The organism is Kocuria sp. GQ42, assembly GCF_059758435.1.
Window position 1 is genome coordinate 297,480 of the sequence record NZ_JCAXEN010000002.1, and the last position, 24,696, is coordinate 322,175.

Sequence of the window (24,696 nt, forward strand, 5' to 3'; positions counted from 1 at the left end):
TTTCCGGAGTGTGTCGGGGGTCACACGGGGTGCCCTGGCCGTCGGAGCAGGACTGCGTGAATTCATACGTGTACTGACTTCTTTTCGGGCGCGGATACGCTGGAACGGTGAATCCTGCTGAGCGAGCGCGGGGCGGTCCGTCTTCGTCCGGGGTGGTGCTCCTCACCGATCTGGTGCACGACATCGGCGGGACACTCGCTGTGGGTGACGTGCGCGAGGACCCGGTGGTGAGCCGGGTGGTGGAGGACCACCGCGAGGCCGGCCCGGGCGACCTCTTCGTTGCCCTGCAGGGCGGTCGCGGGCACGGCGTCCAGCACGCCGCGGCGGCGATCGGCGCCGGCGCGGTCGCGGTGCTCACCGACCGCCGCGGGGCGCAGCTGCTGGGTCGAGCGATCGAGGTGCCGGTGGTCGTCGTCGACGATCCGCGCGCCGCGCTGGGCCCGGTGGCGGCCCGGCTGCAGGGCCATCCGGCCGCGGATCTGACGATGCTGGGGATCACGGGCACCAACGGGAAGACCACCACCGCCTATCTCCTCGAGGCGGCCCTGGTCCGCCTGGGCCGCCGTCCCGGGCTGCTGAGCTCCCCGGAGACCGTGGTGGGTGACCAGCGCCGGCGCAGCGCGGTCACCACCCCCGCCGCCCCGCGACTGCAGGAGCTGCTGGCGCGGATGCGGGACGCGGGCAACGATTCCTGCGTCATGGAGGTCAGCAGCCACGCCCTGGACCAGCACCGGGTGGACGGCATCCACTACAGCGTGGTCGCCTTCACCAACCTCTCCCACGAGCACCTGGACTACCACGGGGACATGGCGTCATACTTCGCCGCCAAGGCCCGCCTCTTCACCCCCGAGTTCGCGTCCCGGGCCGTGGTGGTGGTCGACGACGACGGCGGCCGCCGTCTCCGCGACCTGGCCGGCCGCCGCGGGGTACCCGTGGTGGGTCTGGCCAACGATCCCGGGGCGGACGCGCAGTGGCACATCGTGGGGGAGCGGGGGGAGGACGCGTTCCTCCTCCACGGCCCGGCCGGCAGCCTCGCGCTGCGGACGCCGCTGCCCGGCGAGCACAACCGGACCGACACCGCGGCGGCCGCGCTGATGCTGCTCGAGCTCGGGGTGTCGCCGTCCGAGGTGACTGCTGCTCTGGACGGGCCGGTGAGCGTTCCCGGCCGGATGGAGCACGTGGACCTCGGCCCGGGATGGCCGATCGTCGTCGTCGACTTCGCCCACACCCCGGACGCGCTCGCGTCCTCGACGGCCGCACTGCGGGCGCGCACGCGCGGGCGGCTCGTGGTCACGGCGAGCTCCGGCGGGGACCGCGACCCCTCCAAACGGGAGCCTGCGGGAGTGGCGGCCGTGGAGTCCGGCGCCGACGTGGTCCTGGTGACGGACGACAATCCCCGCACGGAGGACCCTGCCGCCATTCGCACCGCGGTGATGCGGGGTGTCCGCCGAGCCGTGGCGGCGCGGCGGTCCGCCGGTCTGCCCGTGCCCGAGGTCGTCGAGCTGCCGACCCGGCGGGAGGCCATCCGGTTCGCCCTCGAGGCGGCCGGACCGGACGGCACGGTGGTGCTCAACGGCAGGGGGCACGAGGAGTGGATGGAGATCGGCCCGCGGGGGAGCCGGGTGCCGTTCGTGGACCGCGACGAGGTCCTCGCGGCCGCCGCCGCGATCCTCCGCGCTCGATGACCACGTCATAGCGCTGTGTCCCGGGGCGAGGACCCGGCCCCTTCCGTGCCGCGAGTGCGCCTCTGGTTAGAGTGCGGGGGTGGGAATGGCAATCGTGGGCGTCCTGGTGATCGTCCTGATGGTGGCGGTCACCGGCCTGTCGAAAAAGCTCGGTGTCGCCGCGCCTCTGCTCCTGGTGGTGGTGGGGCTGACGCTGTCCTACGCCCCTGGGGTGCCGGACATCGAGGTGCCCCACGAGTGGATCCTCACCGGAGTGCTTCCCCCGCTGCTGTACGCGGCCGCGATCAAGGTCCCGGTCATCGACTTCCGCCGCAACCTCGGGGCCATCACCAGCCTGTCCGTGGTCCTGGTGCTGGTGTCCGCCCTGATCACGGGGCTGGTGCTCTACGCCCTGCTCCCGGACCTGAACCTGGCCGCGGCCATCGCCCTGGGGGCCGTGGTCAGCCCGCCGGACGCGGTGGCGGCCACTTCGATCGGCAAGCGGCTGGGCCTGCCGCCGCGGCTGGTGACCGTGCTCGAGGGCGAGGGGCTGGTCAACGACGCCACCGCCCTCGTGCTGCTGCGCAGTGCCCTGGCCGTGGCGGCAGGGACGATGTCCGGTGTGTGGAGCGGGGTTGCCGACTTCGGCTACGCCGTGGTCGTCGCCGTGGCCGTGGGCCTGCTCGTCGGCGTGGTCACCGTCGCCGTGCGCGCCAGGATCGACGACCCCGTGCTGGACACGGCCCTGTCCTTCGTCGTGCCGTTCTTGGCCTTCATCCCCGCGGAGGAGCTCGGGGCCTCCGGGGTGCTGGCCGTGGTGGTGGCCGGACTGTGCACCGGTCACCGCGGCGCGGCCGTGCTGGGTGCCCAGGCCAGGATCGGCGACGACGTGAACTGGCGCACCGTGCAGTTCCTGCTCGAGAGCGCGGTGTTCCTGCTCATGGGCCTGGAGCTGCACGACCTGGTGGATGACATCGACCAGGACCTGCTGAGCATTCCCCACACGGCGCTGATCGGCCTGCTGGTCACGGCGGTGCTCATCGTGATCCGCGTCGCCTGGGTCTTTCCGCTGGTCTTCTTCCTGCGCCGGCGCGCCGGCCGCGCCGAGCGCCGGATCATGCGCCTGTGGCTGCGCCTGGAGCAGGTGCGCGAGCGCCCCGCCGACCCCCGGCAGCAGCGCCGGAGTCGTCTGCTCCGCCGCCTCTACGCCCAGCGGCGGGCCGACCTGGAGCAGGAACGCCGCGAAGGACTGGGCTGGCGGGGTGCCGTGGTCCTGGGCTGGTCCGGCATGCGCGGGGTGGTGACCCTGGCTGCGGCCCAGACCCTGCCCGCCTCCGTGCCCTACCGGGAACAGCTCGTGCTCATCGCCTTCACCGTGGCGGTCACCACCCTGCTGCTGCAGGGCGGCACGCTGCCTGCGCTCATCCGGGCTCTCGGCATCCGTGGCGTCGACACCAACGCGGATCTGCGGGAGTCCGCGGCCCTCTTCGACGAGATCGCCGACGCCGGGCTGCGGGTCCTCGACGCGCCGGGTGCGGTCCTGGGCGACGGCGCTGTCGTGGACCCCGACGTCGTCGAGCGCGTCCGCCAGGACACCTTCCTGCGCAGCGAGTCCGCCTGGGAGCGGGCCCACGCGCGCGAGGAGAAGGACGCCCCCACGCCCCACCACCAGTACCGGCAGCTGCGCCTGGCCGTGGTCCGTTCGGAGCGCGAGGCCCTGCTCGCCGCCCGCCGGGAAGGGAAATACCCCTCGAGGATCCTGGCCGACGCCCAGCGCGTCCTGGACGTCGAGGAGGCAAGGCTGCGACCGCGCTCCCCGGAGCACTAGCTGTGATGTTCAGGAAAATTGTTTCCCCTCCGCACGCCCAGCATCTCGCCGTGACCGCGGAGCTCCGTCGTCGTCGCCCCCTCGTGCTGCGCGTGACGCGGTGTCCTGCGGTGCGGGTCTACGCGACCAGAATGCAGAACGGGTGCCCTGCGGGATCGGCGAACACGTAGAACGATTCCTCCGGGTCGTCCGAGCGGTCGCGCAGCAGTTCGGCGCCCAGCTCGAGGGCCCGTTTCCGTTGGATCTCGAGCGCTTCCGAGTCCGGGACGGCCAGGTCCAGGTGCAGCTGCTGCGCCACACCGGAGGCGTCGGGCCACGTCACCCGGGGAAGGGCGGGGACCGCCTGGAATGCCAGCTTCCGTGCTCCGTGGGCGTCCGTGAGGACCAGCCACCGGTCGTTGTCGGCAGATCCGTCCGTGGGAGGCTCGTCCCGGGGCAGGTACCGCAGGCCCAGCAGCTTCCGGTAGAACTCCGCCAGCTCTCGCACGTTCGTCGCGTCCAGCACGATGGTCTGCAACTGCGGGTAATTGGTCATTGGTCATTCCTTACGCTCGTTCCCACGTCCCACGGTGAGCAGGGTTCGACCGTGACGGGGGCGTCCGCGGGGCAGAGCAGGGACCTCCGTCCGTGCAGCACCCGCCTTTGGGGTCAGTGCCGCGCCCGGCCGGCCGGTGACGCAGGAGCGCCCCACCCGCGCCACGGGTGGGGCGCTCCTGCGTCTCATGAGGGGAGCGCCCTGGCTGCCCCCGTCGTCCTGGTCTCAGTGCTTCCAGTCGTGAGCGTGGTGGTAGTCCTTCTCGTCCTTGTCCTCGTCCTCGTCGGCCTTCTCGTCCTTCTTCTCGTCCTCCTCATCCTCGTCGTCGTCGGCCTTGTCGTCGTACTCCCAGGTGTACTCGTGGTGGTACTTCTCGTCGTCGTCCTTGTCGCCGTTCTCGTTCTCGTCGTGGTACCAGTGCTTGCCGTCGTACTGCCAGACGTGCTCGTGGTGGTACTTCTCGTCGTCGTCCTTGTCGCCGTTCTCGTTCTCGTCGTGGTACCAGTTCTTGACGTCGTACTCGTCGTCGTCCTTCTCGTCGTCCTTTTCGTCCTTCTCGTGGTCATCACTGGATTTGCCTTCGTGATAACCCTTAGACTCGTGGTCATAGTCCCCGCCCGCGAACGCGGGCGTACCCAGTGAGCCTCCGAGGAGGGCGGCCGCGATGGCCGCACCGGCGAGAGTCTTGTTGAGATCGTTCATGGTGTCCCCTATAAAGGGCATGACGAAGAAGTCGCCATGCGCGCGAAAGAGAATGTGTGCAGGCCTGTGAGACAGGCCTTCCCTGTGAACCGGGTGACACCACGGTAGAAGGGGATTTGTGCGGGGTTCAAGAGTCCGACTAGGGCAAACGGCAATAAGGCACTGTTTCTTTGTGCCCTCTTCCTCCCTGGACGGGGTGGCATGGGTGGGTGATCACGCCGACCTGCACCCCAAGGCGCTCGCTGGCTAGTGACCGGTAAGTCACCCGTGTTCCTGCACGTCATCGCGGGGTTCGGGCCCGCTGGAACCATGGCTGACCCATCGGAGCCGACCCTCCCCGATGGTGTGACAGTCGGGCTCCATGGGTCCCACTGAGGACCCCGCCGACCATCAGTACTATGACGGTTCGGCGCTCTTTGTGACGGCGCCACTGGGTCCACCCGTGTTCCCACAAGCACTGATCCATGGGTTTCCAGCCCGATCGCCCGTGCAGGGCGCCGAAGGCACGGGAAGCTGGCAGGTGCGGGACACGCCCCTGTTACTCAGCTCACGGAGGCTGGGAGAGGGCAGGTGCCTCCGCCGGTCCACGCAGCGTCCCGGAAGGAACCCCACGATGACCGTGACCCTCAGCATCCTCACCGCTACCACTCCCGCCGGGGCGGTGGAGTGGGCACGCCTGTTCTCCTACCAGCTGCCCTCCGGCCACGACCCGGGCCTCGAGGCCGTGCTCGAGTCCATGACCGAGGGCCGGCGCGTCCCCGGGCACACCTACGTGTGGGCGGACTACCGGGTCCCGGTCGAGCTGGTCCCCGCCTGCCTGCTGGACACCGAGCACGAGGCGGAAATCAGTCGGGGACGGATCAGCGGGTTCCACGGCGTGGATCTCATGTCCGTGGTGGCCGACCGCGAAGTGGCCCGAGCGCTGCTGCGCGAGCCCGAGCGCCCTGGTGCGGCCGACGGGGCCTTGATTCCAGCCGCCTGAGCGGCCCGATGGCGGCCCCGACGCGCTAGCATTTGCGATGGTCACCTACCCCCGGGGTGGCGCCCCCCGCCGTCGGAAGAGCCCTGCCGTGGACCCCCTCGCAGCCCACCCCTCACCGGTCCCGTGGCAGTTCCACGACCTGTCCCTGCGCGGGCGGGTGGTGGTGAGCCAGATGCCCCAGGCCGTCACCACGTTCCTGCTCTTCCTGGTCCTGGCGGTTGTCCAGGCACCCCTGCTGACCGACCCCCTGGTGCGGTGGGCCGGCGGACTCACCCTCGCCCTGACCCTGGCGTGCGCCCTGGTGCCCTGGGACCGGCTGCCCTACCGGTCCTACCTGGTGATCCCGGTGCTGGACTTCGTGCCGATCGGTCTCCTGTTCGAGGGCCTGTTCCCGCAGGTCCTCGGGGTGCCGTTCCTGGCAGCCCTGCCGGTGCTCTGGCTGGTGGCCTCGGCCCAGCTGCCCCGGACGGCCGCCCCGCTGGGGGCGCTGCTGACCGTGGCGATGCTGTGGGTGCCGCTGCTGCTGCGCCCCGGACCCGTCACCCTCACGGCCCTGGGCAATCCTTTGCTGATTCCCCTGATGATGCTGGCCATCGGCATCATGGCCCAGATCCTGATCAACAGCGCCGAGGCCAAGGACGCGCAGCTGCGCCACCTGCTGGCCGCCGGCGCCCGTCGGGAGCGTCTGCTCAGCACCGTGCTGGACTCGGTGGACGTCGGGGTGCTGGCCCTGGACGAGGCCGGCCGTCCGCTGCTCACCAACAACGGGCACCTGCACGCCTACGCCCAGCAGCGCCTGGCGCGCACGTCGTCGTCCTCGGCGATCCCGGTGCTGTACGACGGGGCAGGCGCCCCCTTGTCGGCCACGGCCAGGCCGATCGCCCGCGCGGTGGCGGGGGAGTCCTTCTCCGCGGACCTGGTGCGGGTGGGAGAGCCTCCCGCTCAGCAGGTGCTGTCCGTGACCGCCCGCGCCATGCGCGACGAGCACGGGCAGGCGGAGGGATCCGCGCTGTCCTTCAGCGACGTCACCGAACTCGTGGACGCCCTCCAAGCCAAGGACGAGTTCGTGGCCGGCATCTCCCACGAGCTGCGCACCCCGCTGACGTCCATCCGCGGCTACACCGAGCTGCTGGCCATGGACGACCGGCTGCCCGGCTCCGCGCAGACCGGTCTGGAGGTGATCGAGCGCAACGCCGACCAGCTGCTGAGCCTGGTCGACGACCTCCTGAACTCCCACCGGGACGCCGCCGACCTGCACATCGTCCCGGCGGACCTCGTGGCGCTGCTCGAGCAGTCCGCCGAGGCCGCCCGGCCCCACGCCGACCGCGCCGGGATCACCGTGAAGGCCTGGGCACCGGACACCCTGGTGGTCGACTGCGACCCCGTGCGCATGCGCCAGGTGCTGGACAACCTCATCTCCAACGCCATCAAGTACTCGCCCGCCAACAGCACGGTGTTCGTGCTGGGCACCCAGTCGGGCGACTCCGCCCAGGTGCAGGTGATCGACCACGGCCACGGCATGTCCCCGGAGGAGGTCCGCCGGGTGTTCGAGAAGTTCTACCGCGGCGCCACCGCCCGGATGAGCACCACCCCGGGCCTGGGCATCGGGCTCGCCCTGAGCAAGGCCATCATCGAGCAGCACCGCGGAACCCTGACCTGCCACAGCACCCTGGGCGAGGGCACCGTGTTCACCCTGACGCTGCCGATGACCGCACCACAGGATGCGGTCCCGGAAGGCGCGATCGGACGACGCGGCGCCGACCGCAGCGCCGCCGCCGGATTGTGAGCTCCGGACCCGGCTGAGTCCCTGCGCCGAGAAAGGTCCCGCCGGTGTTCCGGCGGGACCTTGCTCGGGACTGACCGATGGATCAGTGCTTGTTGTCGACGTACTGGACCTTGTACCAGGTGTTGTGCTTCTTGTACTGGCAGACCTTGTACCAGTGCTTCACGTTGTGCTTCTCGACGTACTGGGCGTGCTTGTGCGCCCAGTCGTACTTGACGTGGCACTTGTCAGCGGCGTACTTCGCGGCCCAGTCGTGGTGGCTGTGCTTGTAGTGCTCCACGGCGTGCCACTTCTTGTACTTGTGGTCGTACTTCCAGTGGCTGACCTGGATGTACTTGTCATGCTTCTCGTACTTCTTCTCCGCCTTCTGGTCGGCGAGCGGCAGACTGGCTGCGGCGCCGACGGATGTGGTATCCGAAACCTCTGCCGATGCCGAAGCCGGTGCGACGAACGCTCCGGTCATGAGCGCGCCGGCCATCGTGGCGGCGGCGATCCTCCTGCGCAGATTCTTCATTTTTCCCCCCGATGAGTGGACACCATCGAGCCTACGCCGCTGGTCAGAGGCCACTTCGGGGCTGCGGTCAAGATCGGGCACCAGGTGCGTCACGAGTCGAAAATACCGGGACGTATGCGGTTCGATTGATGTCGCAGTACGTGCGAGCCGGCCTGACGGATGCCGTCAGTGCGCGCCTTCCTTGGCGACCACGGCCTTGACCGTGCGCAGCAGGATCACGAAGTCCTGGACCGGGGACCAGTTCTCCACGTAGTAGAGGTCCAGGCGCACGGCCTGCTCCCAGTCCAGGTCGTCGCGGCCCGAGACCTGCCACAGCCCGGTGATGCCGGGCTTGACCCGCAGCCGGCGGTGCACGTGCTCCTCGTACTGAGCGACCTCCGAGGGCAGCGGCGGGCGCGGGCCCACCAGGGACATCTCGCCCTTGAGGACGTTGAGGAACTGCGGCAGCTCGTCGAGGCTGTACTTGCGCATCCATCGCCCCGGGGTGGTGACCCGGGGGTCGTCGGCCATGAAGAACAGCACCCCGCCCTTGGCGTCGTTGGCGGCCATGAGCTCGGCCTTGCGCTCCTCGGCGTCGGTGTACATGGAGCGGAACTTCAGCATCCTGAAGGTCGTCCCGTCGAGGCCGGTGCGCTCCTGGGTGAACAGAACGGGCCCGCCGTCGTGCGCCTTGACGATCGCGGCGAGCACGAGCATCACGGGGGACAGGGCCACCAGCGCGGTGAGCGCGCCGACGATGTCGACCGAGCGCTTGAGCATCCGCCGGGAGCGGCTCAGCCGCGGGGTGGAGACGTGGATCAGGGGCAGGCCGGCCATCTGCTGGGTGTGGATGCGCGGGCCGGCGATGTCGGTGAGTCCGGTGTCGAGGACCAAGCGGATCCGCTCGTCGGCCAGGTACCAGGACAGGTGCCGGACCTCCTCCGAGCTCAGCGGCGCGGACGCGGCCATCACCAGGGTCTCGATCCGGTGGGTGCGGCACGCGGCCACGATCCCCTCCACGCTGGGCGCCTCCCCGGCCGGCAGCATGTTCTGGGGCATCGGTACCCGGGCCAGGTGGTGCGGCAGGACCCGGGACGACGACGGCGCGTAGACCGCCACCGGGTCGAAGCCCGCGGCCGGGTTCTGCTGCAGGGACTTGAGCATCTCCACAACCCCCGGCACGCGCCCGACCACCAGGGTCCGGGACATGGCCTCGCCGGCCATTCGGCGGCGGGTCAGCCCCCGCCGCACCAGGCCGCGTCCCGCCAGCAGCAGGAGCGTGCCCAGCGGCAGGGCGATCACCACGTAGCTGCGGGCCATCGGCACGTTCAGCACGTAGGACAGGATCGCCAGGGCGCCGAAGAGCACCAGCGTGGCGGAGACCACCTGCCGGTTCTCCTCCACGGCGTAGCCGATCAGGCGCACGTCGCGGGCGCCCCGCAGTTCCAGCCAGCCCCACCAGGCGGCACCCAGCACGGCGCCGACCAGCCAATAGGGCACGGTGAGCCGGCCGAGCTCCAGGGCCTCCTGGTCGAGGCCGAAGCGCATCAGTTGCGTCAGCACGAGCGTGGCCGCCAGGGCCAGCGCGTCCCCGCGACGCAGGCTGCTGATATGGGTCTCCCGCCAGGCGGCAGGTCGCACGGACATGTTCTTCTTGAGCACGTTGGTCACTCCCCCCGAGTGTGCGGGGGCCGGAACACTCCTCCTACGCCCCCCGGCGTGGTTCCGGCCCCCATCGATGACTTTACAAGTGCACATCGATGTAAACAGGTGCTTAACAGGGGACAGTCCCGAGGGGTTGATGCGCCACTGTCTTTGCTAGCGTAAATGCAAGCGCATGTTCGCCGGTCCCCAGGGCTGGTGGTCGCGAGACGTGCGCTGCAGGGGTGCCGGTCCGCCGGCGGGATCCGGGGGGATCCCGCCGCACCACGGACGGCGCTCCTTGTCCGAGAGGCCGGCCCGGTTCCCGGGTCCCGGCGGGGGAGCGAGGCGCCGCAGAGGCGCAGCACAGGGGGAGTTCGCATGTTGAAGCACCAGTCCCGTGACCGGAGCACGGACCCGATCGAGATCCCGGTCAGCGGTGTCCGCGTGACGCCGATGGACGCCGAGGAGCTGCACCGGTGGATCTCGGCCACGTGGCAGGAGCGGCGCAAGGCCGCCGTCCTCGCCCACAATCTGCACAGTCTCTACACCTGGGAGGTCAACCCGACCTTCCGCGCCTTCTACGAGAAGGCCGACGTGGTGCTGACGGACGGGTTCCCCGTCCTGAAGCTGGCCAAGTGGCGGTCCGGGCGCGACCTCAGCGCCAAGCGGCACCGCCTCGGCACCCTGGACTGGCTGCCCGGCCTGATGGGTCGCACCCCGGTGCGGCGCGTCGCCGTCGTCGGTGCGACCTCCGCCGGCAACGCCCGTACGGTTGACCTGCTCCGGCGGGACGCGTCCGCCGGGCGGATCGAGGGCTGGCCGGGGGAGGGGTGGAACCCCGTGCTGGAGGACCACATCGTCCGGTCCCTCCAGGAGTTCCGGCCGGACTTCGTGATCGTGGGCCTGGGCATGCCGCTGCAGGAGGAGTTCCTCAGCCGGCGCTGGGAGGAATTGCCCACGGCGATCTACGCGGCCGTCGGCGGCGGGATCGACGAGTACGCCGGCATCCAGAAGCCGCCGCCGCGCTGGCTCGGGCCGATCGGCCTGGAGTGGGCGTACCGGCTGGTGACACAGCCGAAGCGGCTGGGCCACCGGTACGTCGTCGAGCCGTGGATCCTGGCCTACCTGCTCGTGACCAAGGCGGTCCGGCGGGGTGCCGTCGCCTGAGCCGACCCGTCGTGAGGGCCCGGGACATCCGTCCGGGCCCGTCGGGTTCCGTGGGTCGTGCTAGCCTTGTGCGGTTGCCAAGGCGAGGGGACCCCTGCGGGTCCCGTGATCGACGACGGCTGGTTGAACGTTCCCGCCCCCACCGGCGCGGCGCCCCACAAGGCGCGCAGCCCGGAGTCCAGACGACGGGGGAGGGTCTGCGGCCGGTATCGCCTGGCCATTCAGACGACAGACCCGACTTCGAGGAGTTCCCATGGCTGACACCATCCGCATCCCGGCCACCACGCGCAGCGACTTCGGCAAGGGCTACGCCCGCCGCATCCGCAACAACGACCAGATCCCCGCGGTCGTCTACGGCCACGGCGCCGAGCCGCAGCACGTGATCATCCCCGGCCACGAGACCATGCTCGCCGTGCGCCACTCCAACGCCGTGCTCGAGCTCGACGTCGAGGGCAGCACGCAGCTGGTCATGGTCAAGGACATCCAGCGCCACGCCACCCGCCCCGAGATCCTGCACATCGACCTCCTCGCCGTGCGCCGCGGCGAGCGCGTCGAGGTCGAGATCCCCGTCCACGTCATCGGCGAGGTCGACCCGACCGCCGTGCACAACGTCGAGGAGAACACCCTCACCGTCGAGGCCGACGCCCTGAACGTGCCGGACTCCGTCACCATCAACCTCGACGGCCACGGCGTGGGTGACCACGTCTACGCCGCCGACGTCCGCCTGCCCGAGGGCGTGACCATGGTCTCCGACCCGGAGCTGCTGGTCATCAACGTCTCCGAGCCCCAGGCCCAGGACCTCGGCGACACCGAGGGCGAGACCGAGGCCCCCGAGGGCGACGTCGTCGCCGAGAACGAGGCCTGAGCCTCACCGCTCACCCGATCCACGTGATCCACGAAGTGCGGGGCGGCTTGCGAGCCGCCCCGCACTTCGCATGACCGCACTCTTCACCACTTCGATGGAGGCACCGATGTCCGACGCATGGCTGGTCGTGGGACTGGGCAACCCCGGGCCCGAGTACGCCCGGACCCGGCACAACGTGGGGCAGATGGTCCTCGACGAGCTCGCCTCCCGGCTCGGCGGGACCTTCAAGGTGCACAAGACCCGCGCCCAGGTCCTGGAGTCCCGGCTGCGCCCGGGCGGCCCGCGCGTGGTGCTGGCCAAGCCCATGACCTACATGAACACCTCCGGCGGACCCGTGGCCGGCCTCGCCAAGTTCTACGGCATCCCCGCCGAGCGGGTCATCGCCGTGCACGACGAGATCGACATCCCCTTCGCCGCCCTCAAGCTCAAGATCGGCGGGGGAGAGGGCGGGCACAACGGCCTGCGGGACATGTCCAAGGCCCTGTCCACCAAGGACTACTACCGCGTGCGCGTGGGCGTGGGCCGCCCGCCGGGCCGGATGGACGCCGCCTCCTACGTGCTCAAGCCGTTCTCCTCCACCGAGGGGAAAGAACTGCCCTTCCTGCTCGACGACGCCGCGGACGCGGTGGAGCACCTCGTCGAGAACGGACTCCTCGAGGCGCAGCAGAAGTTCCACGCGCGGTGATTCCCGCCCGGGTGCTGTGGAAGCGTGAGACCGCAGCGTCCCGGCCCGTGCGCATCGCCGGCGCGGTCATGGTGGTCAACGCCCTGCTGCTGACTGCGCACGTCCTCCATCGCAGCGGGTTCGTCCTGGACCCGGACGGCGGCTCGTTTTCTCTTTTCCGCTCGAGCGCCCTGTGGAACGGCGGGATCGACGGCTCCCTGATGGAGCTCTTCGGGCTGCTCCAGCTCGGCGCCGCCGCCGTCCTTCTTCTTCGCCTGTGTCTGCGGGACTCGGCACACCGGGTGCTCGCCGCGTGGGGCGGTATCTTCCTGCTGCTGATCGCCGACGACCTCTTCCGCATCCACGAGCGGGTGGGTGCCCGTCTCGCCCTGGACCGGCTGCTGCCCTCGCTGGGCGCGACCACCGCCCAGGAGCTCGGCGGACTGCTGTTCTGGGCGGTGTCCGGACTCGTGCTGGTGGGTGGTCTGATCCACCTGCACCGCCGGAGCGGAGCCCGCGCGCGCACCGAGTCCTGGGCGCTGCTGGCCACCGTGGTGCCCTTTGTACTCGTCGCCGTGGGCTACGTTCTGGTGGGCGCCGTCCGCCCCAGTCTGTTCGGCGGCCCCTGGGGCGAGGTGGCGGCGATGGTACGGATCACGGTGAAGCTGCTGACCATGACATGCCTGCTGGTCCGAGCCTTGCGGATCGCGGTTCCCACCCCCAGCAGACCCGCGCCTCCTCGAGGCGAGCCGAGCCCACGCGGCCAATAAGTCGTGTCAAAGAGCGACGCTTTCTAACGCATTCGCAATGAGAGCAGATGCTTGCGAGTCCTCGGTCCAGGAGACGGCGGCAGTTCAGGCCGCCGCCAGCCGCCTGTCCCCATATATGTGGGTATCTGCTGCCCTGAAGTGCGGCTTGACTGGCCCCGATGTGCAGCAGTACTCGCACGGGCCCGGGGGGGCACTTCGAGAACGTGGACGCGAGGAAGAGTCCTCCGATCGTCCACATTCTTCTCATCAAGGGGATCGGGGGATTCCAGATGCATCGGAAATCAGAACGTCCATCGGGAGAGCACAGAGGGGAGCTGCTCCTCCCGCCGCGCAGTGCACGTTCGCACAGCGAGGGCCTGTGGGGCCCGTATCGGAGAGACGCGGTGTTCTCCCGGTCCGTGTGGCTCGCAGCCTCGGTGATCTCGGGTTCAGCGGTCGTGCTGACGTCGACAGGATTCTCGGCCGCGCCGTCCTACATGCTTCCCATCGCACCGGCGGCCGAGCACGCCGCGGAAGTTGAGGAACTGGTCGCCAACGGCTCTCTGGCGGAGGGAGAAGGCACTCCGGACTGCTTCTTCTCGGCCGGTTGGGGCGACCGCACTGTGCAGGGCGGACTGTCCACCGATGTGCCGGCAGGAGCCGAGGCGGGTGCCCGGTCCTACTCCCTGCAGGTCAGCGGCTATGTCTCCGGTGATGCCAAGCTGCTGCAGGCGGAGACGGACGGGTGCGCACCAACGGTCACCGCAGGGCAGAGCTACGACCTGTCCATCGACTACAAGTCCACCAGCGACCGCAATTCGGTGACCGTGTTCGTGCACACGGCGGACGGGTGGCAGTACTACGCCGATCTGAAGATGCTCCCGGCCAGCACGGAGTGGACCACCGCCCAGGCCCGGATCGACAACCTCCCTGAGGGCGTCGACCGGGTGTCCTTCGGGATCTCCCTCTCGGGCGACGGCGAGCTGAAGACCACGAACTACTCCCTACATCAGACGCCGCCACCGCCTCCGCCTCCGGGCGACGGCGAGCTGATCGTCAACGGGGCCCTGGCCGTCGGCGACGAGATCCCGACCTGTTTCCTGCCGGCCGGCTGGGGGGACCGGACGCTTCAACGGGAACTCGACACCGATGTGCCGGCAGGAGCCGAGGCGGGTGCCCGGTCCTACTCCCTGCAGGTCAGCGGCTATGTCTCCGGTGATGCCAAGCTGCTGCAGGCGGAGACGGACGGGTGCGCACCAACGGTCACCGCAGGGCAGAGCTACGACCTGTCCATCGACTACAAGTCCACCAGCGACCGCAATTCGGTGACCGTGTTCGTGCACACGGCGGACGGGTGGCAGTACTACGCCGATCTGAAGATGCTCCCGGCCAGCACGGAGTGGACCACCGCCCAGGCCCGGATCGACAACCTCCCTGAGGGCGTCGACCGGGTGTCCTTCGGGATCTCCCTCTCGGGCGACGGCGAGCTGAAGACCACGAACTACTCCCTACGGCAAGTAGAGACCGAGCCGCCACCTCCACCGCAGTCACCCGAGCTGGCCGGTCAGTGGGATGTGCTCGAGAGCGAGCTGCCCATCCGGGCCATCCACACCACCCTGTTGCACGACGGACGGCTGCTGCTCATTGCGGGATCGGGCAACGATGGCAACCTGTTCGCAGCAGGGACTTTCCGTGCTGTCGTGTGGAATCCGGCCACGAACGACTTCCAGGAGGTCCCGGTGCCCTACGACATGTTCTGCGCCGGCCACGTGACGCTGCCGGACGGCAAGGTTCTGCTGGCCGGGGGCACGTTGGCCTTCCCCGAGGAGGACGAGGGCCCCAACACGTTCAAGGGATCCAAGGAGAGCTACTACTTCGACCCGGCGGACGACACGTTCCACAAGACCGGTGACATGACCGGTGCGCACTGGTACCCATCCCTGACGAAGCTGGGCAACGGGGACGTCTGGTCGGCCGGCGGTCTCGACGAGAAGGCCGAGGGGACCGTGCTCACCGAGATGTTCGACTACTCCTCGATGAGCTGGCTGCCACAGAACAGCGTCCCCCAGACCTGGAGCTATTGGGGTACCTACCCGCACATGTTCCTTCTGGATGACGGGAAGATGTTCTACACCGGCGCCCACACCTTCGGAAACGGCCTGCCGGGTACGGGTGCATCCATCTACGACTGGGAGGCCGCGGCGATCTGGGACGTTCCCGGACTGCGGGAGAAGGACCTGCGGGACCAGGCTGGTTCCGTCTTCATCGGGCCGGCCCAGGACCAGCGCATCATGATCGTCGGTGGTGGGAACACGGACACCAACCTGCCCGCGACGAACTTCGTCGACATCATCGACCTCAACCAGGAGACCCCGGCGTATGAACCGGGGCCCGATTTGCCAGGCCCCGGCAAGGCCTACGTGAACCTCGTGAACCTCCCCGACAGGACCGTGCTGGCCGCCAATGGCGCCCAGTACAACCGCAGCGGTGATGTGCTCACCGCCTCCCTGTTCGACCCGGAGGCCAACAGCTGGATGTCCATCGACCCGGACCCGGTGGGCCGCAACTACCACTCCACGTCCATCCTGCTGCCCGACGGCCGCGTCGCCGTATTCGGCTCGAACCCCGCCGACAATTCCTTCGACTTCAGGATCTCCGTCTACAGCCCGCCGTACCTGTTCCAGGGCTCCAGGCCCCAGGTCCTGCAAGCTCCGGAGTCTGCCGGGCACGGAGACGTCATTGAACTCGGAGTGGAGGGCGACGTGGTCTCCGCCTCCCTGATGGCGCCGATGTCCTCGACGCATCAGACCGATACCAACGCTCGACTCGTCGACCTGCCGCTGGCGGGCGAGGGGAACACCAGAACGGTGCAGGTGCCGGACAACCCGAATCTGGTGCCCCCTGGTCCGTACATGCTGACGGTGCTCGATGCGAGCGGCGTTCCCAGCGAAGCGAAGTGGGTGTGGATCTCATGAATACATGGAAGCGGGGAAGCGGTCGGCTGGTAGCGCTGACCGGAGCGGCGCTGGTGGTGCCGTTGGCAGTCGGTGCCGCGGTGGTCGCAGCCGAACCAGATGAGCCGGGTGCGACCAGGTCTCCCGTCGCCGCCGAACGTCGTCCGTCCACAGTGCCGGAAGTCGCATCCACCACGCCGCCAGTCGCGGATCAGGATACGGGCTCCGGGGACCAGGACGCCCCCGAGCCGACGAGCCCCGTGCCCGGCGACGAACGGAAGCAGCCGGCGTCGCCAGGACCGGATGCCGCTCCGGGTCAGCCTGGGAGCCTGACGGACGTGGCTGGTCGGAAGCCGCCGGCGTCACGCGTGAAGGCGCCCCAGAGCGGCGGCCTCGAACAGGCTGCAGGGCGAAAGCCCGAGAACGACCAGGGAGCGAGGGGCCGGTCCGATGAAGCGCGGGACAGGACCAAAGGTCTGACCAAGCGCTCTGCGGTGACGCCGGGAAAGGTACACGACGCGGACACCGCCCCAGGCGGTTGCCTTGCGGAGTACGGCGCCGACGGGCAGTGCCTGCCGACGATCCCGCCCAGCCTCGCCAAGCACGTCCAGGACATGAAGAAGGCGGGCCAGGACGTGAACTCCATGCCGCACAACTGGGACTGTGCCGAACTGCGGACCTATTTCCCGGACGGCATCACGGTCCGGCAGGCCGGCAAGGATCCACAGTCCTTGGACACCGACAAGGACGGCGTCGCCTGCGGTGCAGGCGACTGAGCGTTCCGCACGACACAGGAGGCCCGCGACCATTCCGGTCAGCGGGGCCTTCCTGTTGTGACGTGGCGGGTCGGCGGAGCACACCGCCGGCGGCTCCGAAGCCTGCGTGGCCGGAGTGGACCATTCTTGGCGGAAACCGCGCCCCGGCGTCACTCCTGGACGCGGTGCACGGTCCATTCGCCGAAGGTCTGCACCCGCACAGAGTTGTCCAGCGCACGCTGCGCGATGTCGAGTTCAAGATCCTCGATGGTCGACTCGGTGTAAGGGCCGAGCACGACCCACTCGATGCCCCGCCATCCGTCCGGGTGCTCCACACGGAACTGGGGGTCGAGGTCGGCCTTCTCGATCGCCACCACCTCCCACGGATCCTCACGCCCATCGGCATAGAGGTCCGGCCACAGGGCGTAGGGAACCAGCACGGTGTCCTCGCGGGGTACTTGGCGCTGCACCCATTCGAGGGTCGAGTGCCAGTCCGAGTTTCTTTCCTGGGTCAGCAGGACGCGGTTCTGCGCCGACCACTGCGGAACCAGGGTCAGCCCCACGACGGTCAGGAGGCTTACGACGGCCGCTCCTCGGGTGGCCGTCCGTACTCGGGGGGCCGCGGATGCTGTTGAGCGGTCCAACCAACCCCACAGCATCTCGAGAGCGGTCCCGATCGACAGGGCCAGGAACGGCACGGCACCGATGATGTACATCGCGGGAAGGTAGCCGTTCGGCAGGACGACGGGAAGGGAGAAGAACGCCATCGCCACTGCGAGCCAAGCACTGCTGCGGCGCGTCAGACAGGCGAGGCCTGCCAGCAGACCGGCGACGATGAGGAGTTTGTCGTAGTTCAGCCAACCCTCCAGCAAAGTGGCCCGACCAGAACCGCTCGTCCAGACAGCCCCGGACCCGTTGCGGTTCACCAGCTGGTGGGCCAGTGCGTCCTGGAGCGACACCCGGTCCGCGCTGGCCAGCAGCTCCCAGTTGAGGAGCGCCATCAGGGGATAGAAGCTGAGGACCAGGCCACCCACCACAAGAAATCCGACCACTGAGAACGCACGGTTCGACCAGGTGGGACGGTTGACCAGGGCGACCAGCAGTCCTGGGCCGAAGACCGCCATGGTCTCCTTCGACAGCACGGCCAGGGCGAAGAAGACGCCGGCACCGATGTGGTGCCACAAAGCCTTGCGCTCGTTCAGTGCCAGGTAGAAGGCCAGCAGGAGCCAGGGAACGGCGACGTTGTCGAGGTAGACCTGCCGTCCCAGGGACAGGGACAGAGGAGACAGCAACACCAGGGCAGCGGTCAGCACCGCCAAGGTCGAGCGGACCCGCATCCGCCGGGCAATCAGGTAGGTCAGGACGACGGTGGCCACGAAGAACGGGACGACGGCTAGACGGGTGGCTCCCACGTAAGTACCGTCGCCCAGTTCCAGTCCTTCGGGCAACCACGCCAGGGCACTCAGCTGGATCCAGCCCAGCGGAGGATGATCGTACAGGTAGGTGTACGGCGCCAGATCACCGTCCAGCACGCTGAAGGCCTGAGCGGTGTACGTCCCCTCGTCGTCCATGTAGGGCGAGGAACCCGTGAGGTTCCACGCACCGAGCACCGCTGCGGTGGTGCCGAGCACGACCAGAACGATGAGGTCGAACCACCCGATACGCCCGTCACCGGAGGTACGGATGTCGACCCGGTCGGGTTGTGCGGAGACGACGGACGTGAAGCCACCCGACAGGTGTTTCGAGGGTGCGGTCATCGTGGCAACGTGCCTGGCGCCATCAGATCGGCCGACCTCACGGGGCCCCCTCTGCGAGACGAGCGGTGGACGGTGCCATACCGGGTGCCCGTACCGCTCTCACCCGCCCGGCCGATGCCGGTGCCCGGTCGACGACCGGAGGAACCTCCCGGTAGACCACACGCGCATGGTAGAGGTACCGCAGAAGGAAAGCCCCCACGAGCGTGCCGGCCTGGGCGACCAGGCTGGGGACGCCAATGAGTTCCACGATCAACCACAGCAGTGGCAGGCGAAGGGCCGCGTCGACGTTGTTGAACCCGAAGGACTGCAGAAACCGCCGGCGCAGTGGGCCCGCGTGTTGCCGATCGGCATGGAAGACCACCCGTTCCTGCATCAGGAAGTTGGTCAAAATCGTGATTTCCGCCGCAACGATTGCGGCGACGAGATAGTGCACACCGAGGGTCATGAGCACCCCCATGATCAACAGGTTCAGCACCGCCCCAAGGCCGCCCACCATTCCGAAGCCCGCGATCTTGCCGAAGCGCAACCCGGCCAGTTGATGCAGGAAACGGAATCCCTCCTTCAGCGTGGCCTTGGACTCTCCCGCGAACCGTGCGCCGAAGACGAACGGCACCTCCACCACGCTGAGCCGATGACGGCAGAGGATCTCCAGCAAGATCTTGAAGCCCGTTGGTTTGAGCCGTTCGGTCCGGACCGCGGCCCGCCGGAACCCGAAGAAACCGGTCATGGGGTCGCTGCAGTGCATGAGACGTCCGGGGAACATCGTCTGCGACAGCACCGTCGCCCCGGATGAGACCAATCGCCGCGCCCCGTTCGCCAATCCACTGGCGCTACCGCCGTTGCCGCAGTACCGCGAAGCGACGACGACCTCGGCGTCGGATTCCCGTAGACGGTCGAGGATCAGCGGAATCATTTCCGGAGGATGTTGCAGATCCGCGTCCATGACGAGGGCGTACACGGCATTGCTGGAGCGGACGCCTTCGATGACAGCACCGCTCAGCCCTCCCACGGGTTCGTCACGGCGGATCAGGCGCACCGGGACGGCGCTCCCCGCGGCGGACGCCTTGATGACCTCGGGCGTGTCATCCCGGGAGTCATCCACGAAGACGATCTCGGCACTGATGCCTTTGCAGGCCAGCTCTACCCTGCGCACGAGCTCGGCGACGTTGGGCGCCTCGTTGTAGGTCGGCACGATGACGGTCAGCTCCATGGCCTTGTTCCCCCTGATGGTCTCGCTGCTGCGTGAGGCGGGCGTGTGGTCTCCGCCGGCCGGATCTACTGGTTCTGCACGCGGTGGACGCTCCAACCGCCGAAGGTCTGCACCGGAACGGAGTTCTCGAGCGCGTCCCCGGCCATGGTGAGTCCGAGCTGATCAATGTTCGCCTGCACGAAGGGGCCGACGATGACCCAGTCGATCGCTTCTACCCCGTCCGGGTGCTCGCTCAGGAACTCGGGGTCCAGATCCGCCTTCTCGGTCGCGACGACGGTCCAGGCGTCGGCCCACCCACTGGCCCTGAGGTCCTGCCACATCGAGTACGGCGCCAGGATCGTGTCATCCCGGGGGACGTTGTTCTCGGTCCACTCCAGAGCGGAATGCCAGTCGTGATTGGTCTGCTGCGTCAGCAGGGTCTTGTTCTGGCCGACCCAATGCGGAACAACCGTGGTCATGAGCCCGAAGACGATTGCCACCGCGCCCACGACCCGTAGCACTGGTCGAACGGCCGGTCCCTGGCGCTTGGCGAACCTCTCCAGCCAACCCCAGACCATGTTGAGGCTGCATCCGATGGCAAGGGCGAGGAATGGCAGAATGCCGATGATGTACATGGCGGGCAGGTAGCCCTCGCCCGTGACGATGGGCACGGAGAAGGACACGATGCCGACCGGGATCCACATCGTTCGTCGCTGCAGTAGGCAGAGCAGCGCGGTCGCGAGACCGACGACGATGAGAAAACGGTCGTAGAACAGCCAGCTCTGAAGCAGCTCCGCCCTGCTCGAGCCGGCCTCCCAAACCGATCCGGACCCCGATCGGGTGAGGAATTGGTACACCAGCGCATCCTGCAGGGAGACGTGACCGGGGCCGGAGAAAAACTCGCCTCGGAGCAATGCCAACAGCGGGTAGAAAGCCAGAGCTGCCCCCCCGACGACCAGAAAACCGACAACGGAGAAGGTGCGGTTCACCCACGAGGGCCGGTTCAGCAGGGCGAGCAACAGCGACGGCCCAAAAATGGCCAGCGTCTCCTTGGACAGCACCGCTACGGCGAAGAAAACACCGGCGCCGATGTGATGCCACAGAGCGTTGCGCGGAGAGAGCACCAAGTAGTAGGCCAGCAGCAACCACGTCACGCCGATGTTGTCGAGGTAGACCTGCCGGCCGATCGTCAGGGCCAGGGGAGAGAGCGCGAACAGTGCCGCCGCCAGCACCGCCAGCGGGCGTCGCACCTCCAGCCGGCGGGCGATCAGGTAGATCAGGGCTCCGGTGGCGACGAAGAACGGAGCGATGACCATTCGGGCCGCGCCGATATACGTATCTCCGCCCAGCCCGAGCAACTGTGGCAGCCAAATCAACGAACTCAGTTGGATCCAGCCCAAGGGCGGGTGGTCGTACCAGTAGGTGTAGGGGGCCAGTTCCCCGTCCTCCAACACGCTGAAAGCCTGCGCCGTGTAGGTGCCCTCGTCGTCCTGATAGACGGAGGACTCGGTGATGTTCCATACGCTCAGCACAGCCAGTGCCACAACCAGGGCCGCGAGAACCACGTGCTCGCGCGGGGCGCGCCGTGCGCTGTCCAGCATGCGAGCCCATTTTCCGAGATCAGTCCCGTCATGTGGCTGCGCCTGGGAAATGGTGACGGTTGTCACCCCAGTAGTTGCCGTGGAGTGACTCATGCTCCAACAACCTTTCTTGCGCCCTGGACGTAGGCGAGGTGAGCTCCCGAGTGAGCCGTCTTCTCCCACCGAAAGTCGCCGCGGTAGAACTTGACCAGCGCACGCACGGCCGCGAACGCCAGAACCACTTGGTAGAACGGAGTGCTCACCACTAGTCGTACGTAGTCGTACGGGCCGACCTGGTAGTGGTGGTCACGACCGAACTCGTGCAGCATGCAGACGTCGAACGCGACAGTGGCCAGCGTCGGGACCAGCGGAAGAAAGGCAATGAGAGTCACCGCCACCGGGAACTGGCCCCAGACGGCGGCCACGATCGCAATGGGAATGACCACCCCGGCGAAAGCCATGAAGTGCTGTTGCATAAGGGTCCACCAGGCCAGCGCACGCCGGCGGCGGGTGGGCAGTTGCTTCCAGTCGCCCTTGGCGTACACCTGCATGAAGCCCAAGGACCAGCGCGTGCGCTGCTTGATCAGGCTCTTGAGAGAGTCCGGGGTCTCTTCCCGGGTGACGAGGTCCGCGGAGTAGGCCACGACGATCTCCCTACCCAGCGTGGACAACCGTACGCCCATGTCGCAGTCCTCGGCGAGGCAGTTGGTGTCCCATCCCCCGACCTCGTTCAGCACGTCCCGCTTGATGAAAACGGTGTTGCCGCCGAGGGGGATGAAGCCCTTGTTGGCGTGCGCGTGCAGCCGCGACCGGAACCACGTGAAGTACTCGAGGCAGTTGCGCAACGAGTACCAGGTGTCCTTGAAGTTGATCAGCTGGACGGCGCCCTGGACCACGTCCGCGTTGCGTGCCACGAAGCAACTGTCGATGTTGCGCAAAAGGTCCGGGGCCGCGATGGACTCGGCGTCGAACACCCCGACGATGTCGTTGCGGCAGATGGTGAGTGCCGCGTTGAGCTGGAGAGGTTTGTTCTTCACGGCGCTGCCCTCCACGCTCACCCGGACCTTATCCGCGTGCTCCGAGGCGAGTTGATGGGCGATGTTTACCGTCTTGGGGTCGTCGTGCCCCACAGAGATGATGATCTCGACATCCCGGTGCGTTTGGTTGAGCAAAGCATTGAGAGTCGCCCGCATGACGGGTTCCTGTTCGTGGCGGCAGGGCATGATGAGGGAGAACGAATTGTGCTCCTCCTGCAACAGCCCTCCGTAAAAGGTCCGTTCCTGCGTCTTGGGATCCCACCAGGCATAGGTGTTCAAGTACAACGTGGATGTCGCAATTGCGAAAAGCGCTACGGCGATCATCACGATCAGGCCGGACAGCAGTACAGCGAGCATAGTTCTCCCCCCGGAGATGCTGAATACATGCGTGATCTACCGAGGGCGGCAACGCGGCCCGTCGGTGGTCGCCGATTGGCGACGCTCAGAATTCCTGGGCGGATTGTCCCCAGTCCGAAACGCTCGAGCTGGTGGCGTCAGTGACTGCAACAGTCGAACTCGCACCTGTCATGCGGTCCGCTCCACCCACCATCGATGCATGCATTGCGGCTCCCCCTTGAAAACCGAGTCGATCTTGGTAGCACTCGACTGATGAACAGCCAGCACGCCGCATGATCCTGTCGAATCCCTGGTTCGTCCCCCAGCCAGCTGTGCCGACTGTTCCCCTGACGATCCAAGTGAGCTTAGGTTCTCAGCTCGACCAGCGGGTCTGCTAATTGCCACATTTCTACATATATCTGCTTGAAGTTGAGAAGGCATGCATTTGCAGTGATATCGCAGGTCAGAGGTGCCTGATGGGACGCTGGAGTTGACGTCCGGTGAATCGGCCGTGTCGGTCGAAATGGGGACGAAACTTAAATCGGCGCCCCCATAACGGTCTACAAGGAGACTGTGCTCGCTGATCGTTCGTGACCGTGTGTTGCACTCGGCCCGGATCAGGCTAGGGCACAGGCCTGTCCTAGATCCGTGGCCAGCCGTGGTGCCCAGCACACCGCTAGCGATCGATCCGAATTCGCGTCCGGAAAGATCTAGTCGCGTACCCGTGGAGGTGCCCGGTTACCTCGGCAAGGGTGGATATGCGTTCTGCACTAGATCGAGTGCCTGTTCGCCGAACCATTTTCCTGCTGGGGGAGGAACCGTGCCCCAGGCCGGATCCGTCGCCCCGGTCTCCAGCCCGCGGTCACAGGTGCCGTCGGATTCGCCCGGAATCTTGATCCACAGGAAGGCGTCAGCGAGTTCGTTCCCGGTGTTGGTCGTAGGCATTCGACCGAGGCCTCGTCCGGGAGGATTGCACCATGTCTGCGGATCCGGGTAGGCCCGGTCCGGCGTCCAGGGCCCCTGACCGTTTCGGCTCGTATCGATGACAAAGTGCGCAAGATCCCGGCTCTCCGGGGAGTCACCCGTTGCGGTGTCGACGTGCCGGGCATACCAGGCGTCCGTTCGTGCCCAGGTCGAGAAGTCGTCGGAGCGCGCGGGATAGTACTGGTTGGCGCACCGGTCGAAGGCGCCCGCTTCGATGGTCGTGCCATAGTGGATGCATTTCGAGACCCACGTTCCGTACGCAAGTTGTTCGTCGGTTCGCTCGTAGTTGGCGACGTTGAGGGCGAAGCCGTCCGCTTTTTGCACGCCGGCCAGCGCCAAGCGTTGCGCAGCATCGCCCACGGCGAGCCAGCCGCTGTGCGTTCCGTCGAGGTACACGCGGGTGTTGGGCAGCGCTTTCAGCCTCTCCACGGCATAGTTGAGCATCTCGAACCGGTCCTCGGCGGCGGTCACGGGGTTCCCTCCGGTCGGCCGGCACGAGTCCAGCTCACCGCTGACGCCGGTGTACCACGGAATCATGCCGAGCGAATCGGGCTCCAGGATCAGCATGACTCCTCGGTCTTGGATGCCTTCGGCGATGCCATCGATCCACGACCTGTAGTGCTCCGCAGTGGCAGAGCCTCCCGATGAATACAGCGAGCAGTCACGGAACGGCAGGTTGTAGGCAACCAGTACCGGAACCCGATTCTCGTCTGCCGCGCGACGAATGGATTGGCGCACCTGTTGCCGTACATCGTTCGGCTGACTGGAAGTCAACCAATCGGCCTGGGGGGTCGATGCCAATGTGCGCAACCCCGCTGCGGCCACCTCGTTGCCAGAGGCCTCCAGCCTGGCCGCCTGCTCCAGGGCTTCGAGGACATGACTCGGCCGCTGGTGGGGAAACGTCATCCCGTCCATGATACCGACCGCTGCTGGCAAGCCGGCGAGGCCGGCCACGGCGACAAGGCCCACAGCGACGACGACACCCGATTGGGACAGCAGGGAAGGGCGTCGTCCGAACATGGGGGGTC

General features: G+C 67.8%; 19 protein-coding genes. 10 read left to right on the plus strand and 9 right to left on the minus strand.

Annotation, left to right across the window (positions count from 1 at the left end; all coding sequences use genetic code 11):
- Nucleotides 1–200: 200 nt before the first annotated feature.
- Both AC6CH6_RS06900 and AC6CH6_RS06905 read left to right on the plus strand, forming a co-directional pair.
- A complete protein-coding gene (locus tag AC6CH6_RS06900) occupies nucleotides 201–1,685 on the plus strand; it encodes a Mur ligase family protein (RefSeq protein ID WP_498254560.1) in 1,485 nt (494 codons plus the stop codon).
- 85 nt (nucleotides 1,686–1,770) lie between these two features.
- Nucleotides 1,771–3,492, plus strand: a complete 1,722-nt coding sequence (locus tag AC6CH6_RS06905) for a cation:proton antiporter (RefSeq protein ID WP_498254561.1) — start codon at nucleotides 1,771–1,773, stop codon at nucleotides 3,490–3,492.
- A gap of 118 nt (nucleotides 3,493–3,610) precedes the next feature.
- On the opposite strand, the gene AC6CH6_RS06910 is transcribed toward AC6CH6_RS06905, so the two are convergent.
- Nucleotides 3,611–4,027, minus strand: coding sequence for a VOC family protein (locus tag AC6CH6_RS06910; protein ID WP_498254562.1), 417 nt, complete (start codon nucleotides 4,025–4,027; stop codon nucleotides 3,611–3,613).
- A 225-nt stretch (nucleotides 4,028–4,252) separates the two neighbouring features.
- Nucleotides 4,253–4,729: a hypothetical protein gene (locus tag AC6CH6_RS06915; RefSeq protein WP_498254563.1), complete on the minus strand. Its 477-nt coding sequence runs from the start codon at nucleotides 4,727–4,729 to the stop codon at nucleotides 4,253–4,255.
- Nucleotides 4,730–5,342: 613 nt separating this feature from the next.
- On the opposite strand from AC6CH6_RS06915, the gene AC6CH6_RS06920 reads away from it, so the two are divergent.
- Both AC6CH6_RS06920 and AC6CH6_RS06925 read left to right on the plus strand, forming a co-directional pair.
- Complete coding sequence (locus tag AC6CH6_RS06920; RefSeq protein WP_498254564.1) at nucleotides 5,343–5,711, plus strand: hypothetical protein; 369 nt, start codon at nucleotides 5,343–5,345, stop codon at nucleotides 5,709–5,711.
- A gap of 88 nt (nucleotides 5,712–5,799) precedes the next feature.
- Complete coding sequence (locus AC6CH6_RS06925; RefSeq protein WP_498254565.1) at nucleotides 5,800–7,497, plus strand: sensor histidine kinase; 1,698 nt, start codon at nucleotides 5,800–5,802, stop codon at nucleotides 7,495–7,497.
- Between the two features lie 82 nt (nucleotides 7,498–7,579).
- Here AC6CH6_RS06925 and AC6CH6_RS06930 read toward each other — a convergent pair whose 3' ends face one another.
- On the minus strand, nucleotides 7,580–8,008 hold the full coding sequence (locus AC6CH6_RS06930) for a hypothetical protein (RefSeq protein ID WP_498254566.1): 429 nt from the start codon (nucleotides 8,006–8,008) through the stop codon (nucleotides 7,580–7,582).
- A 165-nt stretch (nucleotides 8,009–8,173) separates the two neighbouring features.
- On the minus strand, nucleotides 8,174–9,634 hold the full coding sequence (locus tag AC6CH6_RS06935; protein ID WP_498254567.1) for a sugar transferase: 1,461 nt from the start codon (nucleotides 9,632–9,634) through the stop codon (nucleotides 8,174–8,176).
- A gap of 375 nt (nucleotides 9,635–10,009) precedes the next feature.
- Here AC6CH6_RS06935 and AC6CH6_RS06940 point away from each other — a divergent pair, with 375 nt between their 5' ends.
- The 6 genes from AC6CH6_RS06940 to AC6CH6_RS06965 all read left to right on the plus strand — a co-directional run bounded on the left by AC6CH6_RS06940 (nucleotide 10,010) and on the right by AC6CH6_RS06965 (nucleotide 16,806).
- Nucleotides 10,010–10,798: a WecB/TagA/CpsF family glycosyltransferase gene (locus AC6CH6_RS06940; protein WP_498254568.1), complete on the plus strand. Its 789-nt coding sequence runs from the start codon at nucleotides 10,010–10,012 to the stop codon at nucleotides 10,796–10,798.
- A 253-nt stretch (nucleotides 10,799–11,051) separates the two neighbouring features.
- Nucleotides 11,052–11,663, plus strand: coding sequence for a 50S ribosomal protein L25/general stress protein Ctc (locus tag AC6CH6_RS06945; protein WP_109222321.1), 612 nt, complete (start codon nucleotides 11,052–11,054; stop codon nucleotides 11,661–11,663).
- Between the two features lie 106 nt (nucleotides 11,664–11,769).
- Nucleotides 11,770–12,348, plus strand: coding sequence for an aminoacyl-tRNA hydrolase (gene pth, locus AC6CH6_RS06950; protein ID WP_095651441.1), 579 nt, complete (start codon nucleotides 11,770–11,772; stop codon nucleotides 12,346–12,348).
- Between the two features lie 11 nt (nucleotides 12,349–12,359).
- A complete protein-coding gene (locus AC6CH6_RS06955) occupies nucleotides 12,360–13,097 on the plus strand; it encodes a DUF8692 domain-containing protein (protein WP_498254569.1) in 738 nt (245 codons plus the stop codon).
- 383 nt (nucleotides 13,098–13,480) lie between these two features.
- A complete protein-coding gene (locus AC6CH6_RS06960; RefSeq protein ID WP_498254570.1) occupies nucleotides 13,481–16,051 on the plus strand; it encodes a galactose oxidase early set domain-containing protein in 2,571 nt (856 codons plus the stop codon).
- Nucleotides 16,048–16,806, plus strand: a complete 759-nt coding sequence (locus AC6CH6_RS06965; RefSeq protein WP_498254571.1) for a hypothetical protein — start codon at nucleotides 16,048–16,050, stop codon at nucleotides 16,804–16,806. The genes AC6CH6_RS06960 and AC6CH6_RS06965 overlap by 4 nt, the downstream gene beginning before the upstream one ends.
- A gap of 149 nt (nucleotides 16,807–16,955) precedes the next feature.
- On the opposite strand, the gene AC6CH6_RS06970 is transcribed toward AC6CH6_RS06965, so the two are convergent.
- From AC6CH6_RS06970 to AC6CH6_RS06990, 5 genes are all read right to left on the minus strand, one after another.
- A complete protein-coding gene (locus AC6CH6_RS06970; protein ID WP_498254572.1) occupies nucleotides 16,956–18,542 on the minus strand; it encodes a glycosyltransferase family 39 protein in 1,587 nt (528 codons plus the stop codon).
- A gap of 37 nt (nucleotides 18,543–18,579) precedes the next feature.
- Nucleotides 18,580–19,752, minus strand: coding sequence for a glycosyltransferase (locus AC6CH6_RS06975; RefSeq protein WP_498254573.1), 1,173 nt, complete (start codon nucleotides 19,750–19,752; stop codon nucleotides 18,580–18,582).
- Nucleotides 19,753–19,817: 65 nt separating this feature from the next.
- Entirely contained in the window at nucleotides 19,818–21,425 is a 1,608-nt protein-coding gene (locus tag AC6CH6_RS06980) for an ArnT family glycosyltransferase (RefSeq protein WP_498254574.1), read from the minus strand.
- Nucleotides 21,422–22,705 carry a glycosyltransferase gene (locus AC6CH6_RS06985; protein WP_498254575.1) on the minus strand — a complete coding sequence of 428 codons (1,284 nt, stop codon included), beginning with the start codon at nucleotides 22,703–22,705 and terminating at the stop codon, nucleotides 21,422–21,424. Before AC6CH6_RS06985 ends, AC6CH6_RS06980 begins: the two co-directional genes overlap by 4 nt.
- A gap of 717 nt (nucleotides 22,706–23,422) precedes the next feature.
- The gene (locus tag AC6CH6_RS06990) at nucleotides 23,423–24,688 is read right to left on the minus strand and encodes a glycoside hydrolase family 6 protein (protein ID WP_498254576.1); all 1,266 of its coding nucleotides are present in this window, start codon (nucleotides 24,686–24,688) and stop codon (nucleotides 23,423–23,425) included.
- Between the last annotated feature and the right edge of the window lie 8 nt (nucleotides 24,689–24,696).

Excerpts from the sequence above, each read along its gene's own strand:
- AC6CH6_RS06945 (WP_109222321.1), top strand. The coding sequence starts at position 11,052 with ATGGCTGACACCATCCGCATCCCGGCCACCACGCGCAGCGACTTCGGC.
- AC6CH6_RS06920 (WP_498254564.1), top strand. The coding sequence starts at position 5,343 with ATGACCGTGACCCTCAGCATCCTCACCGCTACCACTCCCGCCGGGGCG.
- AC6CH6_RS06990 (WP_498254576.1), bottom strand. The coding sequence starts at position 24,688 with ATGTTCGGACGACGCCCTTCCCTGCTGTCCCAATCGGGTGTCGTCGTC.
- AC6CH6_RS06970 (WP_498254572.1), bottom strand. The coding sequence starts at position 18,542 with ATGACCGCACCCTCGAAACACCTGTCGGGTGGCTTCACGTCCGTCGTC.
- AC6CH6_RS06935 (WP_498254567.1), bottom strand. The coding sequence starts at position 9,634 with ATGTCCGTGCGACCTGCCGCCTGGCGGGAGACCCATATCAGCAGCCTG.
- pth (WP_095651441.1), top strand. The coding sequence starts at position 11,770 with ATGTCCGACGCATGGCTGGTCGTGGGACTGGGCAACCCCGGGCCCGAG.
- AC6CH6_RS06975 (WP_498254573.1), bottom strand. The coding sequence starts at position 19,752 with ATGGAGCTGACCGTCATCGTGCCGACCTACAACGAGGCGCCCAACGTC.
- AC6CH6_RS06905 (WP_498254561.1), top strand. The coding sequence starts at position 1,771 with ATGGCAATCGTGGGCGTCCTGGTGATCGTCCTGATGGTGGCGGTCACC.
- AC6CH6_RS06985 (WP_498254575.1), bottom strand. The coding sequence starts at position 22,705 with ATGCTCGCTGTACTGCTGTCCGGCCTGATCGTGATGATCGCCGTAGCG.
- AC6CH6_RS06910 (WP_498254562.1), bottom strand. The coding sequence starts at position 4,027 with ATGACCAATTACCCGCAGTTGCAGACCATCGTGCTGGACGCGACGAAC.
- AC6CH6_RS06930 (WP_498254566.1), bottom strand. The coding sequence starts at position 8,008 with ATGAAGAATCTGCGCAGGAGGATCGCCGCCGCCACGATGGCCGGCGCG.
- AC6CH6_RS06965 (WP_498254571.1), top strand. The coding sequence starts at position 16,048 with ATGAATACATGGAAGCGGGGAAGCGGTCGGCTGGTAGCGCTGACCGGA.
- AC6CH6_RS06940 (WP_498254568.1), top strand. The coding sequence starts at position 10,010 with ATGTTGAAGCACCAGTCCCGTGACCGGAGCACGGACCCGATCGAGATC.
- AC6CH6_RS06915 (WP_498254563.1), bottom strand. The coding sequence starts at position 4,729 with ATGAACGATCTCAACAAGACTCTCGCCGGTGCGGCCATCGCGGCCGCC.
- AC6CH6_RS06980 (WP_498254574.1), bottom strand. The coding sequence starts at position 21,425 with ATGAGTCACTCCACGGCAACTACTGGGGTGACAACCGTCACCATTTCC.